This window comes from Paraburkholderia sp. JHI869 (assembly GCF_038900775.1).
Taxonomy (GTDB): domain Bacteria; phylum Pseudomonadota; class Gammaproteobacteria; order Burkholderiales; family Burkholderiaceae; genus Paraburkholderia.
In genome coordinates this window covers 28,916-46,375 of sequence record NZ_JAYMSC010000004.1, presented here as the reverse complement: position 1 = coordinate 46,375, position 17,460 = coordinate 28,916, and the positions used below count along the sequence as shown (strand labels likewise).

At 65.6% G+C, this 17,460-nt stretch carries 13 protein-coding genes; 7 read left to right on the top strand and 6 right to left on the bottom strand.

Going from position 1 to position 17,460, the window contains the following annotated elements:
• Nucleotides 1–70 precede the first annotated feature (70 nt).
• Together metG and VSR72_RS09220 are read right to left on the bottom strand one after the other, a co-directional pair.
• A complete protein-coding gene (metG, locus tag VSR72_RS09225; RefSeq protein ID WP_342952082.1) occupies nt 71–2,224 on the bottom strand; it encodes a methionine--tRNA ligase in 2,154 nt (717 codons plus the stop codon).
• Nucleotides 2,225–2,670: 446 nt separating this feature from the next.
• A complete protein-coding gene (locus VSR72_RS09220) occupies nt 2,671–3,324 on the bottom strand; it encodes an OmpA family protein (protein ID WP_342952081.1) in 654 nt (217 codons plus the stop codon).
• 318 nt (nt 3,325–3,642) lie between these two features.
• Between VSR72_RS09220 and apbC the strand changes: the two genes are divergently transcribed.
• From apbC to VSR72_RS09195, 5 genes are all read left to right on the top strand, one after another.
• Complete coding sequence (gene apbC / locus VSR72_RS09215; protein WP_342952080.1) at nt 3,643–4,731, top strand: iron-sulfur cluster carrier protein ApbC; 1,089 nt, start codon at nt 3,643–3,645, stop codon at nt 4,729–4,731.
• A gap of 149 nt (nt 4,732–4,880) precedes the next feature.
• A complete protein-coding gene (locus VSR72_RS09210; protein WP_342952079.1) occupies nt 4,881–5,435 on the top strand; it encodes a superoxide dismutase family protein in 555 nt (184 codons plus the stop codon).
• Nucleotides 5,436–5,578: 143 nt separating this feature from the next.
• Nucleotides 5,579–6,148 carry a dCTP deaminase gene (gene dcd, locus VSR72_RS09205; RefSeq protein WP_028207739.1) on the top strand — a complete coding sequence of 190 codons (570 nt, stop codon included), beginning with the start codon at nt 5,579–5,581 and terminating at the stop codon, nt 6,146–6,148.
• 81 nt (nt 6,149–6,229) lie between these two features.
• Nucleotides 6,230–8,509: an arginine/lysine/ornithine decarboxylase gene (locus VSR72_RS09200; RefSeq protein ID WP_342952078.1), complete on the top strand. Its 2,280-nt coding sequence runs from the start codon at nt 6,230–6,232 to the stop codon at nt 8,507–8,509.
• 18 nt (nt 8,510–8,527) lie between these two features.
• Complete coding sequence (locus VSR72_RS09195; protein ID WP_342952077.1) at nt 8,528–9,253, top strand: lysozyme inhibitor LprI family protein; 726 nt, start codon at nt 8,528–8,530, stop codon at nt 9,251–9,253.
• 10 nt (nt 9,254–9,263) lie between these two features.
• Here VSR72_RS09195 and VSR72_RS09190 read toward each other — a convergent pair whose 3' ends face one another.
• From VSR72_RS09190 to VSR72_RS09180, 3 genes are all read right to left on the bottom strand, one after another.
• On the bottom strand, nt 9,264–10,190 hold the full coding sequence (locus tag VSR72_RS09190; RefSeq protein WP_342952076.1) for a bestrophin family ion channel: 927 nt from the start codon (nt 10,188–10,190) through the stop codon (nt 9,264–9,266).
• Nucleotides 10,191–10,444: 254 nt separating this feature from the next.
• The gene (gene argH / locus VSR72_RS09185) at nt 10,445–11,851 is read right to left on the bottom strand and encodes an argininosuccinate lyase (RefSeq protein WP_342952075.1); all 1,407 of its coding nucleotides are present in this window, start codon (nt 11,849–11,851) and stop codon (nt 10,445–10,447) included.
• Between the two features lie 117 nt (nt 11,852–11,968).
• Nucleotides 11,969–12,784: a helix-turn-helix transcriptional regulator gene (locus VSR72_RS09180; protein WP_342952074.1), complete on the bottom strand. Its 816-nt coding sequence runs from the start codon at nt 12,782–12,784 to the stop codon at nt 11,969–11,971.
• A 200-nt stretch (nt 12,785–12,984) separates the two neighbouring features.
• Here VSR72_RS09180 and VSR72_RS09175 point away from each other — a divergent pair, with 200 nt between their 5' ends.
• Entirely contained in the window at nt 12,985–13,749 is a 765-nt protein-coding gene (locus tag VSR72_RS09175) for a class I SAM-dependent methyltransferase (protein ID WP_342952073.1), read from the top strand.
• Nucleotides 13,750–13,832: 83 nt separating this feature from the next.
• Here the strand turns inward: VSR72_RS09175 and ppc are convergent, their stop codons facing one another.
• Entirely contained in the window at nt 13,833–16,769 is a 2,937-nt protein-coding gene (ppc, locus tag VSR72_RS09170; RefSeq protein WP_342952072.1) for a phosphoenolpyruvate carboxylase, read from the bottom strand.
• On the opposite strand from ppc, the gene VSR72_RS09165 reads away from it, so the two are divergent.
• The gene (locus tag VSR72_RS09165) at nt 16,756–16,956 is read left to right on the top strand and encodes a hypothetical protein (RefSeq protein ID WP_342952071.1); all 201 of its coding nucleotides are present in this window, start codon (nt 16,756–16,758) and stop codon (nt 16,954–16,956) included. The genes ppc and VSR72_RS09165 overlap by 14 nt on opposite strands.
• Nucleotides 16,957–17,460 lie beyond the last annotated feature (504 nt).

Genomic DNA, 17,460 nt, shown 5'->3' with positions numbered 1-17,460 from the left:
GCGCGCGGCGCGAAAAAAAAGCACACCCGAAGGTGTGCTTTGCGCCGATGTGTCCGTACGCTGGTGCGCCTTAGCGCACGCGCATGCCCGGCTTCGCGCCGCTATGCGGCTCGAGAATGTACAGGCCCGGTTCGGCCTTCTCATTCGCGGCGGAGGCCGCGAGCACCATCCCTTCGGACATCCCGAACTTCATCTTGCGCGGCGCGAGGTTCGCGACCATCACCGTCAGTTTGCCCTTGAGGTCCTCCGGCTTGTATGCGGAGCGGATGCCCGAGAACACGTTGCGCGTTTTTTCCTCGCCCACGTCGAGCGTGAGTTGCAGCAGCTTGTCCGAACCTTCGACGATGTTGCAGTCGACGATCAGCGCCACGCGCAGGTCGATCTTCGCGAAGTCGTCGATGGAGATGACTTCCGGCGTTTCATCGGCGGCGGGCTTCTTCGCTTCCTTCGCAGCCTTCGACTTCTTGTTTGCGTCCGCAGCCGCAGCGGCGGGCGCATCGGTGGCCTGCAGCGAATCGCGATTGGCGGCGAGCAGCGCTTCGATCTGCTTCGGATCGACGCGCGTCATCAGGTGCTTGTACGCGTTGATCGGCTGTTGCGACGAGAGCGCCTTGCCTGCATCGGCCCACGTGAGCGGCGCGATGGCGAGGAATTGTTCGACGCCTTCAGCGAGTTGCGGCAGCACCGGCTTCAACGCAAGCGAAAGCAGGCGGAACGCTTCGAGGCTCACGCTGCAAGTCTCGTGCAGCGCCAGCGCGTTGGCCGGATCCTTGGCCTGTTCCCACGGCTTGGCCGTATCGACGTAACCGTTGACGGCGTCGGCGAGCTCCATCGTCTGACGCAGCGCGCGGCTGTATTCGCGTGCTTCGTAGTGCGCAGCGATTTGCGGAATCGCGGCGCGCATCTGCGCGATGAGCGGATGGTTCATCGCGCTGTCCTGCACGCGGCCTTCGAAGCGCTTGATCAGGAAGCCCGCTGCGCGGCTCGCGATGTTGATGTATTTGCCGACGAGGTCGCTGTTCACGCGCGCCTGGAAGTCTTCGAGGTTCAGGTCGAGGTCTTCCATCGTGCTGTTGAGCTTCGCGGCGAAGTAGTAGCGCAGCCACTCGGGGTTCAAGCCCGTGGTCACATAGCTTTCCGCCGTGATGAAGGTGCCGCGCGACTTCGACATCTTCGCGCCGTCCACGGTCAGGAAGCCGTGCGCGAACACGTTCGTCGGCGTGCGGTGACCCGAGAACTGCAGCATGGCCGGCCAGAACAGCGTATGGAAATACAGGATGTCCTTGCCGATGAAGTGGTACTGCTCCGTCTTCGAACCGGCCTTCACCCACGCTTCGAAGTCGATGCCGCGCTTCTCGCACAGGTTCTTGAAGCTCGCGTAATAGCCCACCGGCGCGTCGAGCCACACGTAGAAGTACTTGCCGGGCGCACCCGGAATCTCAAAGCCGAAGTAGGGCGCGTCACGCGAGATGTCCCAGTCGGCGAGCTTCGATTCGCCCGAGTCGCCCAGCCACTCGCGCATTTTGTTGGTTGCTTCGGGCTGAGCCAGGCCGCTCACCCAGCCGCGCAGGAAGTCTTCGCAGCGCGGGTCCGAGAGGCGGAAGAAGTAGTGCGTCGAGGTCTTGCGAATGGGCGTCGCGCCCGAAACCACCGAGTACGGATTCTTCAGGTCGGTAGGCAGGTAGGTCGAGCCGCACACTTCGCAGCTGTCGCCGTACTGGTCCTTCGCGCCGCACTTCGGGCACTCGCCCTTGATGAAGCGGTCCGGCAGGAACATGTTCTTGACCGGGTCGTAGGCCTGCTCGATGTCGCGCGTCTCGATGAAACCCGCTTCCTTGAGCGCCAGATACACCGACTCGGAAAGCACGCGGTTCTCTTCGGAGTCCGTCGAGTAGTAGTTGTCGAACGACACGCCGAAGCTGTCGAAGTCGCGCTTGTGCTCCTGCCACACGCGCGCGATCAGCTGCTGCGGCGTGAGGCCTTCCTTCTCCGCGCGCAGCATGACGGGCGTGCCGTGCGTGTCGTCGGCACCGACGTAATAGACCTCGTGGCCATGCATTCGCAGCGCGCGGACCCAGATGTCCGTCTGGATGTACTCGACCAGGTGGCCGATGTGGATCTGACCGTTGGCGTACGGCAGAGCAGACGTAACGAGAATCTGGCGGCGGCCGCTTTGATTGGCATGCGCGCCGGCTGCTGCGAGGTCGGTGGCGGGTGCTGACATAAGTGAGGGGAAGTCCGATGTTGCGGGGGGAAAGGGCGATTTTAGCAGGGCGGACGCACCGCCGTTCAGCCAGCGGGTGGGCGCGCTTATGCGAAGTGCCTGGAGGAACGCGGGCCGCGCAAGCAAGCGTCATGCTGCGTTGCACAAATTACAGGCAAAAAAAACCGGGGCAAGAATGGCCCCGGAGCAACAACGACAAGAGGAGAATGGTGACGCGGCGGCACTGCCGCACACGTACCGTAAAGACAGACAGCACGATTTCCCGAGAGTTCGAAAAATTTTTCGATTCTCTGCCCGCACTTTCAGCGGGGCGCTTGATGGCTGTCCGGCACGGGTTTCGACGCGCGCATCCGCCCCTCGGAATGCAAACGGGACGGCATGGAAGCCGTCCCGCTGATGTGTCGCCATTTATCCTGCGCAGTTGCCCGCAACCGCGCCAGGCCGGCTTAGCCGCCCTGGTGCTGCGCCGTTGCGCGCAGATAGATTTCCACGCGGCGGTTCGCGGCGCGGCCGGCTTCCGTGCTGTTGTCGGCGATCGGCTGGGTGTCGCCGCGGCCTTCGGCCGACATGCGCTGCATCTGGATGCCGCGCGAGGCGAGGTAGTTCACCACGCTCTGCGCGCGGTTGGCCGACAGCGTCTGGTTGTACGCGGGCTGGCCGGTGTTATCCGTATGGCCCACGACTTGCGCGACGACTTCCGGGTTCTGCTGGAGCGTCTGCGCGACCTGGTCGAGCACCGGCGCGAACGACGGCTTGATCGCGTAGCTGCTGGTATCGAACGTCACGTTGCTCGGAATGTTGAGCTTGAGCGAGCCGTCCGGCTGCTCGGTGATCTGCGTGCCCGTGCCCTTGGTGGAGCCCGACAGCCTGTTCTTGATGTTCTGCCAGTTGTAGCCGGTGACGCCGCCGACCAGCGCGCCCGCGCCTGCGCCGATCGCCGCGCCCTTGCCGCCGCCGAAGATGGCGCCGATCGCCGCGCCCGTGCCTGCGCCGACACCGGTGCCGACGGCCGTGTTGGTGCCCTGCTGCGTCGCGCAGCCGGCGACGAGCGCGCCGGCAACGGCGAAGACGGACAGGCGAGTCAGGATTCTTGTGTTCATTTGCTTTCCTTTCTTGAGTGGAACGGACGCTGCCCGCGGCGTTCGCGGTCCCGTATGTGAACAGGGTCTTCGAACGGCACGCGGCGGCAGCTACTACAATGACGCCTTGAGGTTTGCGCCGCCAGGCGAAAAGCTGCTGGAGAGCAGCTTTGCGAGCGCCTGGCTGGCACACGAAATCGATGCTGCGCGAAGCGTGCCCTTTTGGGCGATTTTGCGCAATGCAGCTTAACAATTTCTTTCGATTTCCGGCGCGTAGGCGATCAGTCCTCACTCGGATAGGCGCTTACGCAGACCGGCATTTCTCCCCACGGAGTTTCAATGAGCATAGATCGGGCATTGGTCGACGCCGCGCTCGCGGCCTTGACGGATCCGAACACGGGCCACCCCTACGCGGTGGCCAAGGGCGTGCGCAACGTCACCGTCGAAGGCGATACGGTCGGCGTCGAAATCGTGCTCGGCTATCCGGCGAAGAGCCAGTTCGAAGGCGTGCGCAAGCAGGTCGAGGCGGCGCTCGCCGCCGTGCCGGGCGTGCAGGTGAGCCGCGTCGCGGTCAGAAGCGAGATTACCGCGCATACGGTGCAGCGCGGTGTGAAGCTGTTGCCGAATGTGAAGAACATCGTGGCGGTGGCCTCGGGCAAGGGCGGCGTGGGCAAGAGCACGACCGCCGTGAATCTCGCGCTCGCGCTCGCGGCCGAAGGCGCATCGGTCGGCGTGCTCGACGCGGACATCTACGGCCCTTCGCTGCCGATGATGCTCGGCATCGAGGGCCGCCCGGAGTCGCCCGACGGCCAGTCGATGAATCCGCTCGAAGGCCACGGCGTGCAGGCCAACTCGATCGGTTTTCTGATCGAGCAGGACAACCCGATGGTCTGGCGCGGCCCGATGGCGACTTCCGCGCTCGAGCAGTTGCTGCGTCAGACGAACTGGCGCGAGCTCGACTATCTCGTGGTCGACATGCCGCCGGGCACCGGCGACATCCAGCTCACGCTTTCGCAGAAAGTGCCCGTCACGGGCGCCGTGATCGTCACGACGCCGCAGGACATCGCGCTGCTCGACGCGAAGAAGGGCCTCAAGATGTTCGAGAAGGTGGGCATTCCGATTCTCGGCATCGTCGAGAACATGGCCGTGCACATCTGCTCGAACTGCGGCCACGCCGAACATATCTTCGGCGCGGGCGGCGGCGAGCGCATGGCGAAGGAGTACGGCGTGGAAGTGCTCGGCAGCCTGCCGCTCGACATTGCCATTCGCGAGCAGGCCGATTCGGGCAACCCCACCGTAGTGGCCGCGCCGCAGGGGCCGGTGGCGGAAATCTATCGCGCCATCGCGCGCCGCGTGGCGATCCAGATCGCCGAGCGCGCCCGCGACATGACCTCGAAGTTCCCGACCATCGTCGTGCAGAACACCTGAGCTCCAGTGGGGGCCGCGGCGCTTGTGCGGCGCCCCGCGCATGGGGACAGATAGGCGCGCGGCGCGCCGCGTGCGCGGTATCATGTGGACTTCATCGGGTCCGGTATGGCGGCAGCAACGGGGCTGCCGCCGCCCGGCAAGAGGATCGCATGGATAAAGGACACGACAGGCAAGCGGGGAATTCGCACGTCGTACGGATGATCGCCCTCGTGGCGCTTTGCGGCTGCGCGCTGCTCGCGGGGTGCACGAGCTTCATGGGCCAGCAGGACAAACGCGCGGTCGCGCAGTTGCTGCCCACTGTCGGCAGCCAGGTGCGTGGTACGGTCTCGTTCGTCGAACACTCGGACGGCGTGCAGGTGAGCTACAACCTCGCGGGCCTGCCGCCCGACAGCGATCACGCCTTGCAGGTGCACGAGCGCGGCGACTGCAACGCCACCGACGCTTCGAGCGCCGGCGCGGTGTTCGCGCCCGCCGCGGAGCGCCTGAAGCCCGGCGCGCGCGTGGAAGGCGACCTCGGCAATATCCATGCGGATTCGAATGGCGTGGCGACGGGCTTTATCGTCGCACCCGACGTCTCGCTCGACGGCGTGCGCTCCGTGCTGCAACGCGCGGTGATCGTGCATCGGGACGCCATCGACCCCTACGCTTACCCGCAGCGCGGCACGGGCCCGGCGCTCGCTTGCGGACTGATCCGCGCCCAGTGAGCGTAGCGTTTGCGGTGGCGCGAAACGCAGTTCCAGGCATGCCGATCCACATCGCGTAAAATAGGCGCCTTTCGCACGCGGCGCGCGCCCTGTGGGTCCGTCCGCATGCTTTCCCGACCCGATTTTTTCGTTACGTAGCGAACATGGCAATCAAGTCCGACAAGTGGATCCGGCGCATGGCCGAAGAGCAGAAGATGATCGAGCCGTTCGTGCGCGATCAGGTCCGTATGTCGGAAGACGGCCGCAAGATCGTGAGCTACGGCACCTCGAGCTACGGCTACGACATCCGCTGCGCCGACGAATTCAAGATCTTCACGAACATCAATTCGACCATCGTCGATCCGAAGAACTTCGACGAAAAGTCGTTCGTGGACTTCAAGGGCGACGTCTGCATCATCCCGCCCAATTCGTTCGCGCTTGCGCGCACGGTCGAGTATTTCCGCATTCCGCGCAACGTCCTGACCGTGTGTCTGGGCAAGTCCACCTATGCGCGCTGCGGGATCATCGTGAACGTCACGCCGTTCGAGCCCGAGTGGGAAGGCTATGTGACGCTCGAATTCTCAAATACGACACCTTTGCCTGCGAAAATCTACGCGAACGAGGGTGTGGCTCAAGTGCTGTTCTTCGAAAGCGATGAGATCTGCGAGGTCTCCTACGCGGATCGCGGCGGCAAATATCAAGGCCAGCACGGCGTCACCCTGCCGAAGACCTGACGCACACAACCACCGGACACAACGACATACGGGGACCGCTGCGCGTCATATGCAGCGGTCGTTTCTTTTGGAGAATCGCCCATGAAGTTTCGTTTTCCCGTCGTCATCATCGACGAAGACTTTCGCTCCGAGAACATCTCGGGTTCCGGCATCCGCGCGCTCGCCGAAGCCATCGAGAAAGAGGGCGCGGAAGTCCTCGGGCTGACGAGCTACGGCGACCTCACGTCGTTCGCGCAACAGTCGAGCCGCGCGGCATGCTTCATCCTCTCGATCGACGACGACGAACTGCTGCCCTACGTGGAAGGCTCGGACGGCGAAGCGCCGGAGCACGCGCCCGCCATCGTCGCGCTGCGCGCGTTCATGGAAGCGGTGCGCACGCGCAACGCCGACATCCCCATCTTCCTGTACGGCGAGACGCGCACCTCGCGCCATCTGCCCAACGACATCCTGCGCGAACTGCACGGCTTCATCCACATGTTCGAGGACACGCCGGAGTTCGTCGCGCGTCACGTGATTCGTGAAGCGCGCGTGTACCTCGACGCGCTTGCGCCGCCGTTCTTCAAGGAACTGGTGAAGTACGCCGACGAAGGTTCGTACTCGTGGCACTGCCCGGGCCACTCGGGCGGCGTCGCGTTCCTGAAGAATCCACTTGGGCAGATGTTCCACCAGTTCTTCGGCGAGAACATGCTGCGCGCGGACGTCTGCAACGCGGTCGAGGAACTCGGCCAGCTGCTCGATCACACGGGCCCGGTCGCGGCTTCGGAGCGCAACGCGGCGCGCATTTTCAGCGCCGACCACGTGTTCTTCGTGACCAACGGCACGTCGACGTCGAACAAGATCGTCTGGCACGCCACCGTGGCGCCTGGCGACATCGTGCTGGTGGACCGCAACTGCCACAAGTCGATCCTGCACGCGATCACGATGACGGGCGCGATTCCCGTGTTCCTCACGCCGACGCGCAACAACTTCGGCATCATCGGCCCGATTCCGCGCGACGAGTTCAAGCCGGAAAACATCCGCAAGAAGATCGAGGCGAACCCGTTCGCCCGCGAAGTGCTCGCGAAGAATCCGAACGCCAAGCCGCGCATTCTCACGATCACGCAAAGCACGTACGACGGCGTGGTCTACAACGTCGAAATGATCAAGGATCTGCTCGGCGACATGCTCGACACGCTGCACTTCGACGAAGCCTGGCTGCCGCACGCCGAATTCCACGAGTTCTACCAGGACATGCACGCGATCGGCGCAGGCCGTCCGCGCACCAAGGCGCTCGTGTTCGCGACGCACTCCACGCACAAGCTGCTCGCCGGCATCTCGCAGGCTTCGCAGATCGTCGTGCAGGACTCGGAAGACAGCGCGTTCGACCGCCACCGCTTCAACGAGGCGTATCTCATGCATACGTCCACGAGCCCGCAGTACGCGATCATCGCGTCGTGCGACGTGGCCGCGGCAATGATGGAAGCGCCGGGCGGCCCGGCCCTGGTCGAAGAATCGATCGCCGAAGCGCTCGACTTCCGCCGCGCCATGCGCAAGGTGGACGCAGAATACGGCGACGAGTGGTTCTTCCAGGTCTGGGGGCCGGACGAGCTGGCCGAGGAAGGCATCGGCTCGCGCGAAGACTGGATGCTGCGCCCGAACGACCACTGGCACGGCTTCGGCGCGCTGGCGGAAGGCTTCAACATGCTCGACCCGATCAAGGCGACTATCGTCACGCCGGGTCTGGACGTGGACGGCGAGTTCGGCGACACGGGCATTCCGGCTGCGATCGTCACGAAGTACCTGGCCGAGCATGGCATCATCGTGGAGAAGACGGGCCTGTACTCGTTCTTCATCATGTTCACGATCGGCATTACGAAGGGCCGCTGGAACTCGATGGTGACCGAGCTCCAGCAGTTCAAGGACGACTACGACAACAACCAGCCGCTGTGGCGCGTGCTGCCCGAGTTCGTCGCGCAGCATCCGATGTACGAGCGCGTGGGCCTGCGCGACCTGTGCCAGCAGATCCACAGCGTCTACCGCGCCAACGACATCGCGCGCCTCACGACCGAGATGTACCTCTCGAGCATGGAGCCCGCGATGAAGCCTTCGGACGCCTTTGCGAAGCTCGCGCACCGCGAGATCGACCGCGTGCCTGTGGACGAACTCGAAGGCCGTGTCACGTCGATCCTGCTCACGCCGTATCCGCCGGGCATTCCCCTGCTGATTCCGGGCGAGCGTTTCAACAAGACGATCGTGAATTATCTGAAGTTCGCGCGCGAGTTCAACGAGCGCTTCCCGGGCTTCCACACCGACATCCACGGGCTCGTGGGCGAGACCATCAACGGCCGCATCGAGTATTTCGTGGACTGCGTGCGCGACTGAACGCGCGAGGGGAGGGGCATGTTGGGTGGCTCATCGGCGCGGCTAGCGCGTTTCCTTGCTGCGATGGTGTCGGCGCTGTCGTTCGTGTCAGTGGCCACGGTGCTGTTCGCCGTGGCGCCGGCGGCGCGCGCCGAAGTCGCGGCGGCCGATCCGATCGACACGGCCATGCGCACGTGTCTCGCGCGCGCGGACCGGTCGTCGACGGCCGGTCAGATCCAGTGCATGGACGACGCGCGCACCGCATGGCGCACGGCCGCCGACACCGCGCTCACGCAACTGCTCGCGAAGTTGCCGGCCGCGCAGCAAAAGCGCTGGCAACTGAGCCAGCAGAAGTGGGCCGCCTGGCGCGACGCCGAGGACACCATGCTCGGCGCCGCGTTCGCGACCACGAGCGGGAGCACCTATCAGCTGTACGAGGCGGACATGCGTCTGCAGCCGGTGCGCGACCGCGCGCTCGCGCTGCGCAACCAGGCGGCCATGTACGACGGCGACACGCCGAAGGCGCGCGCGTGCAGTGCCGACGCGCGCTGCGAGCACGTGAGCTACGACCTCAATCGCTACTACCGTCAGTTCTATGCGCGTATGCCGAAGCCCGCACGGCCGGCGGTTGCTCGCGCACAGAGCGATTGGCGCGCGTATCGCGACGCGACCACGCCGCTCATCGACGAGCACGCGCGGCTCGATCTGCTAGGCGGGCGCCTTGCAACCCTGAAGCGCCTGGCCGAAACGGTGAACAACCGCTGAGGCCGCGCCTTCAGTCGATGATGAACTGCTCCGGCGCACGCGCCGGCAGCGAAGTGGGCTCGCCCATCAGGTCGTGCAACGCGACCTCGATGCCGGTCGACATCAGGTTGAGCGCGAGGTCGTTGTCTTCGGTGCCGAACGGGTCTTCGAGCTGCGAGGCGATCGCCTCGTGGGCCATGAACGCGTAGGCCACGAACACGGCGAAGATCGGCGTCAAACCGCCGATGCTGTCCACGAGGCCGAACGGCAGCATCGCGCAAAAGAAGTACACGGTGCGATGAATCATCACCGTATAGGCGAACGGCAGCGGCGTGGAGACGATGCGCTCGCACCCGCCGATCACATCCGAAAGTCCATTGAGATTGTGTTCGAACGCGAGCACGGCGTAGCCGTCGAGGCGGCCTTCGCGCGTCTCGCGCTGGACCCATTCCGAAGCGCAGAGCATGAGCATGGCCGGGCGGTAGCGCGCGGCCATCACGCGCTCGAAGAGTGCGGGCGGCAGGTGAGATTCGAGATCGGCGCGCGGGTCCGTGCTGCGTAATTGATGGCGCAGCGCATGCGGCAGCGCGGCGAGCAGACTCATCAGTTCGTGGGCGCTCTCGCGTGTTGCTGCGTCGCCGCCGCGCGGGAGCGTAAGCGCCTGGCGCACCAGCGAGCGCGTTTCGTTGAGCATTTGCCCCCAGAGCTTGCGGCCTTCCCAGTAGCGGTCGTAACTCGCGCTGTTGCGAAAGCCGAGAAACACCGCGAGCGCGATGCCGATCAGCGAAAACGGCACCGTGCTCAGGTTCACCGTGAGCTTGAGGATGTGATCGTGCGCGGCCACCGCGACGATCGAGAGGGCCAGCACGATGAAAAGGCGCGGCAGAAGCTGCGGCAGCACGGAGCCGCGCCACGCGAGCAGCATGCGGAACCAGTGGAGATGAGGGCGGACGATCATGGGGCAGGTGGTCGGAGCGAGGACAAAACCTGACGGAACAATTCGTCAGTATGGCGCGGGATCGTAGGCCATGACGCGTGACTGCCGGGCGCACACTTCCGACATTTTGCTGCGGGTACAGCGCGCTGTCATGCGCGTCGTCATGCGCATTGCCCTGTTGTGTGCCGCCCAAAAGCGAACCGGGCGCGCGACGTTGTCCGTCGCGCGCCCGGTTGAGCGTCGAGTGTGGGCGCTTTGCGCCCGCTACGCTGCGCTTACTTGAGCGCCGCGCGCGCCGCCGCGATGGCCGCACGCACCTGCTCGGGCGCAGTGCCGCCCGCATGGTTGCGCGCCGAGACCGAGCCTTCGAGCGTCAGCACTTCGAACACGTCTTCGGCCAGCAGATTCGACACCGCCGGCAGTTCGCGGCGCATTTCGTCGAGCGTGAGGTCCGCGAGATCGCAGTTGCGGTCCACGCAGATGCGAACCGCGTGCGCCACGGCTTCGTGCGCGTCGCGGAACGGCAGGCCCTTCTTCACGAGGTAGTCGGCCAGATCGGTAGCCGTGGAGAAGCCTTGCAGCGCCGCTGCGCGCATTGCCTGCTCCTTGACCGTGATGCCGGCAACCATCTCCGCGAAGATGCGCAGCGTGTCCGCGACCGTATCGACGGTATCGAACAACGGCTCCTTGTCTTCCTGGTTGTCCTTGTTGTACGCGAGCGGCTGGCCCTTCATGAGCGTGAGGAGCGCCATGAGATGGCCGTTCACACGGCCGGTCTTGCCGCGCGCGAGTTCCGGCACGTCCGGGTTCTTCTTCTGCGGCATGATCGAGGAGCCCGTGCAGAAACGGTCGGCCAGATCGATGAAGCCCACGCGCGGGCTCATCCACAGCACCAGTTCTTCCGAGAAGCGCGAGACGTGCGTCATCACGAGCGCGGCCGCCGCCGTGAATTCGATCGCGAAGTCGCGGTCGGAGACGGCATCGAGCGAGTTCGCGCAGATGCCGTCGAAGCCCAGCGTCTTCGCCACGGCGAAGCGGTCGATCGGATAGCTCGTGCCCGCGAGCGCCGCCGCGCCCAGCGGCAGACGGTTCACGCGCTTGCGGCAGTCCACCATGCGCTCGGCGTCGCGCGTGAACATTTCCACGTAGGCGAGCAGGTGATGGCCGAACGTGACCGGCTGCGCCACTTGCAGGTGCGTGAAGCCGGGCATGATCGTGCCCGAGTGCTGTTCAGCGAGGTCGAGCAGCGCGCCGCGCAGGTCGCCGAGCAGGCCGCCGATGCGGTCGATCTCGCCGCGCAGCCACAGGCGGATGTCGGTCGCAACCTGGTCGTTGCGCGAGCGGCCCGTGTGCAGGCGCTTGCCTGCATCGCCGATCAGGGCGGTGAGGCGCGCTTCGATGTTCAGGTGCACGTCTTCGAGATCGAGCAGCCACTCGAACTCGCCTCGCTCGATCTCGCCCTTGATCTTCGCCATGCCGCCCTGGATGGCGGCGAGGTCGTCGGCGGAGATGATCTTCTGCGCGGCCAGCATCGACGCGTGCGCGAGCGAGCCCTCGATATCGACGAGCGCGAGACGCTTGTCGAAGAAGACCGACGACGTGTAGCGCTTGACCAGCTCCGACATGGGTTCGGAGAAGCGAGCCGACCAGGCTTCGCCTTTTTTGTGCAGTTGGGACGTCATGGTGATGGGGCGTGAGCGAGCGTAAGAAAGCGGGCCGCGCGGCGCTTGGCGCCACGCACGGCATGAAAGATCACAATTTTAGCATTGGCCGCCTGGCTGACCGTCGCCAGGCGGCGCTCAGAGCCGCACCAGCACCACGAGCTTGAGGTCCTCGCGGTGCGCGGGCTTGAAGGTGATCTGGTCGTAGGCGATGCGGCCGTGCCGCGGATGGTTGAACTCGCGGCGGCCGCCTTCGCGCTCGAACACGTCCTGCGAGGCCCAGAAGCGCGCGAACTCGTCGCTCGCGGCGATCAGCGAGTCGATCAGCGCACGCGTCGGGGCGTCGTTCAGGTGGCGGATGGAGTCGGCGCGGAATTCGGCGGCAAGCCGGCGCGCGCGCGTTTCCCAGTCGACGATCAGCTCGCGCCCAAGCGGCTCGGTGAACGTGAAGCGCAGCAGGTTGCGGTCGTGCTCGCCGTCGAGCCAGCCCGTGAAAAGGTCCGCGGCGTGCGCGTTCCAGGCGAGCGCGGTCCACTGGCGGTCGAGCACGTACGCGGGGGCGTCAACGAGCTTCACCGTTTGCAGCAGCGTGGCGGGCGCGTCGGCGGCAGTGGCCGGATCGGGCTCGGCGGGGTCGCGCTGCGCGGCCAGTTCGAACAGATAGGCGCGCTCGGCGCGCGAGAGCCGCAGCGCCACCGCGATGCGCGCGAGCGCATCCGCCGAAGCCGAAACGGGGCGGCCCTGCTCGATCCACGTGTACCAGGTCGGGCTCACGCCGCACAGCTGCGCGACTTCTTCGCGGCGCAGGCCCGGCGTGCGGCGGCGCGGGCCCGGCGGCAGGCCGACCTCCGCGGGCGAAAGACGTTCGCGGTGGGCGCGGATGAATTCGCCCAGCGCGCGGGCGGGCGTCGCGTCGAGGGTTTTGGCGGTGCCGGTGGGCGTGTCGAGGCTCATTGGATGTGGGGCAGGTGGCGGCGATACCAGAATAATTGCTTAACTTGTACTGGTACAAAACGGCCTCTATTGTAGCGTCTGACGCGGCGACGGGCCGCCACGTCAGACCGCCCGGAGATTGCAGAACCCGCGGCACGCAGCGCTCGACGCTTCGCGCCCCACATAACACGCCGCATAAGAACCCGAACAAGGAGCATGCGATGAAGCATCACGATCAGGTCGCCGACGCATTCGGCTCGACCGCCGCCGCCTACCTCACGAGCCAGGTCCACGCGAGCGGCGCGGATCTGGAGAACCTCGCCGCGACCTTCGCGGCCACCTGCGGCAATGCGACGGTGCTGGACATGGGCTGCGGCGCGGGCCACGCAAGCTTCGCCGTGGCGCCGCACGTGCGCGAAGTCGTGGCCTACGACATCGCGCCGCAGATGCTCGCCACCGTCGAAGCCGCCGCGAAGGAGCGCGGCTTGACGACCGTGCGCACGCAGCAGGGCGCGGCGGAAACGCTGCCGTTCGCCGACGCGAGCTTCAACTGGGCCGTGAGCCGCATGAGCGCGCACCACTGGCGCGATGTGCCGCGCGCGCTGGCCGAAGTGCATCGCGTGCTCAAGCCGGGCGGACGGGTGAAGTTCATCGACATCGCGGGCATCGACGATCCGCTTTACGACACGCATATTCAGGCGATCGAACTGTTGCGCGACGCCTCGCACATTCGCGACTACCGCGCCGACGAATGGATCGCGATGCTCAACGCCGCCGGCTTCGACGCAAAGGTGAGCGAGCGCTGGCGTATCGCGCTCGATTTCGATTCGTGGGTGGCGCGCATGCGCACGCCGCCCGAGCGCGTCACCGCGATCCGCTCGATGTGGGAACGCGCGCCCGATGAAGTGCGTCAATACTTCGATGTACAGAGCGATTTGTCGTTCAAGCTCGATGCGCTGATGATCGAGGCGACGCGCAGGGATTGACGTCCGTCGCTTCGCGCAACAAAAAAACGGCGTCGTGTCCGCGAGGACACGACGCCGTTTTCACATGAACCAAGCGCAAACGCTCAACCCGTATTACGCAAGCCCGCCGCGATCCCGTTGATCGTCAGATGAATACCGCGGCGCACGCGCGGGCTCGGGTCACCAGCGCGATAACGCTTGATCAGCTCGACCTGCAAGTGATTCAACGGATCGAGATACGGGAAGCGGTTCTTGATCGAACGCGCGAGCAGCGGGTTATCCGCAAGCCGTTCGGGCGCGCCCGTGATCTCGCCGAGCACCTTCGTCGTGCGCTCCCACTCGGCCACGATGCGCTCGAACACGAGCTTGCGCAGCTTCTTGTCCGCCACGAGCTGCGCGTAGCGCGAGGCCACCGCGAGGTCCGTCTTCGCGAGCGTCATGTCCATGTTCGATAGCAGGTTCGAGAAGAACGGCCAGGTCTTGTACATCTTCTTGAACATCGCCAGACGGCGCGTGCGCTCCGCGTCGCTGCCCGCTTCGTCGAGATATGAGGCCACCGCGCTGCCAAAGCCGTACCAGCCCGTGAGCAGCAAGCGGCACTGGCCCCACGAGAAGCCCCACGGAATCGCGCGCAGGTCGTCGATCTTGCGGTTCTTCGGGTCCTGCAGTTTGCGCGAGGCCGGACGGCTGCCGATGTTCAGTTCCGCGATTTCCGTGATCGGCGTGGAGGCGAAGAAGTAGTCGGTGAAGCCCGGCGTCTCGTACACGAGCGAGCGGTACGCGGCCATCGCGGCGTCGGAGAGCTGCTGCATCGTCTCTTCAAATGCGGGCAGTTGATCGGGCGCGTTGCTCGCCCCGCCCATCGGCAGCAGCGTCGCTTCGAGCGTCGCCGCGATCACCGTTTCGAGGTTGCGGCGGCCGATCTCCGGATTGCCGAACTTGCTTGCGATGACTTCGCCCTGTTCGGTGAGGCGGATCTGGCCTTCCACCGTGCCCGGCGGCTGCGAGAGGATCGCGTTGTAGGTCGGGCCGCCTCCGCGGCCAACCGTGCCCCCGCGGCCGTGGAACAGACGCAGCGTGATGCCGCGCTGCTTGAACAGTGCGATGAGTGCCAGTTCCGCGCGGTAAAGCTCCCAGTTCGAGGTGAGGAAGCCGCCGTCCTTGTTGCTGTCCGAGTAGCCGAGCATGATTTCCTGCTCGTTGCCCTGGTGCTCGACAATGCCGTCGAGGCCCGGCAGCGCGAGCAGGTCGCGCATGATGCCCGGCGCGTGGCGCAAGTCGGGAATCGTCTCGAAGAGCGGGATCACCATCAGCGCGGCCTTCGCGGGATCTTCCGCGTGGCCGAGGCGCCCGCTCATGAGGCCGGTTTCCTTCTGCAGCAACATCACTTCGAGCAGGTCGGAAACCGTTTCGGTGTGCGAGATGATGTAGTTGCGCACCGCGCGCGCGCCGAACTTCTCGCGCGTCACGCGCGCCATTTCCAGCACGCCCAGCTCGCTCTTCACGAGGTCCGAATAGTCGAGGTACGGCGAGCGCAGCGTGCGCGGATCGCTAAGCTGCGCGAGCAGCACGATCTGCTTGTCTTCTTCGGACAGCCCCGCATAGTCGGCTTCGACACCGGCGCGCGCGAGCAGCTCCGTGATCACGGCTTCGTGGATATCCGAGCTTTGGCGCAGGTCGATCGACGCGAGATGGAAGCCGAACACGTCGACAGCGCGCATGAGCGGCGCGAGACGCGTGGTCGCAAGCGACGCCCCGTGATGCTCGGCGAGCGAATCCATCAGGATATGCAGGTCGCGCGAGAACTCGTCCGCGTCGGCATAGGGCTTGGCGCGCACGGGCGCGGCGTTGCGGCCCGCGCTGCGCACGGCCACCACGCCTTCGCCCAGGCGCACGCGCGCGCTCGCGGCGAGGCGTGTGTACACGCCGATCAGCGCGCGGCGATACGGCTCGTCCACGCGGTGCGGCGACTGGTCGGGCGAGGCATCGGCCAGCGCTTTCAGTTCGACGCTCGCGCCCGCGAGCAGGTTCGACACCGAAAGCTCGGCGCCCAGACGGTGCACTTCGTCGAGGTAGTGCTGCAGGATCACCTGCGCCTGGCGCTCGCTCGCTTCTTCGAGCGTGGAGGCGGTGACGTTCGGGTTGCCGTCGCGGTCGCCGCCAATCCAGCTGCCCATCTGGAAGAACGCGGGCAGGCGCGCCGAAAGGCCGTGTTCCTTCAGCTGCGTTTCGATCTCGCTGTAGAGCGCAGGGATCTCGGTGAGGAAGGTCGTGTGGTAATACGAAAGCGCGTTCTCGATTTCATCGCCCACGGTCAGGCGCGAGTCGCGCAGCATGCGCGTTTGCCAGAGCGAAGTCACGCGTGCGCGCAAGAGCGACTCGTTGTGCTCGAGTTCGCGATGCGTGAGCGGCTGGTCGCGCTCGGTGAGCAGGCGCGCGATGTCGTGCTGCGAGTCGAGCGTGCTCTTGCGCTGCACTTCGGTGGGGTGCGCGGTGAGCACGGGGACGATGAGCGCGTCGTTGAAGAACTGCTGGAGCACCGGCGTGGCCGCCGCGCCCACTTGTGCGAGGCGTTCGAGCGAATGCGCGATGGTGCCCGCCTGCGGCGCCGAGCCCGCGAGGTCGTGAATGCGGCGGCGGCGGTTGCGGTGGCGGTCTTCAGCGATGTTCGCGAGATGCGAGAAGTAGCTGAACGCGCGCACGACCGTTACGGTCTCTTCGGGCGAGAGCGCGCGCAACTGCTTTTCCAGTGCGAGTGCGTCAGCGTTGTCGTCTTCGCGGCGAAAGCGCACGGCTGTCTGACGAATGGTTTCCACCACGTCGAACACGGCGTCGCCTTCCTGCTCGCGCAGCACTTCACCGAGCAGGCGCCCGAGATAGCGGATGTCTTCGAAGAGCGGCTGGTCCTTGTCGTCGCGCGCGCGGCCATTGCGCGAGGCGCCTGCGGGCGCTTTCGGCGCCTTCGCGACTTTTGCGGCCTTCGGCGTCTTCACCGCCTTGGCTGCCTTGACGGCCTCGGCGGCCTGTTTGGTCTGGGCCACCGGTTTGGTCGCCGTGGATTTCGTGGTCTTCGTGGTCTTCGTCGTTTTCGCCGGTTTCGTGGACGGCGTGGCCGATGCGGCCTTCGAAGTTGCGTTCTGCGATGCGGTGTTGCGGCGCTCTGCGCGCGCCGAGCCTGAAGACTTCACGATGTTTTCCTTGAGGCTTGCCAGGATATGGGCAGGTTAGTCGGAGGACTGCCAACTGCATGGCCGCGGCGCGTGCCGGGCCTTGTACTGCGGGTGCAACCTGGGGAGGGTGGAAGGTGCCACCCTGTGCGAGCCGTGCGGATAGGGCAGAGGCGGGCTGGGCCGCTAATGGCGGTACCCATCGCGGTGCGCCGGGTTCAGGCCTTGCTGGAGAGTGCGCCGCTGCGAAGGCGAGCGCAAGCCGAAGCGGTGCCGCGGCCATGGCCGGGGCCTCGCGGGCCGCGCACGCGTCACACGTGTCTCACGCGTACCAGACACGCAGCCACTTCGGGCCGCCGTGCGCAAGACGTATCGCTAATGTCGGGCTCGCAGCGCATTGCGTACCAAATTGCCTACGATGGGTACTGTACGCGCCGCTTGCAACGCCTGAGTCTCTTCCTTGCCGCCGCCCGCGCCTTGTAAGCCTGTCCCAGCGGGGAGGCGGTAAAAAGGGCGCGTGCTAACATTGCCTGTTATCCGATCCTGCTTTTCATCCCGTCATTCG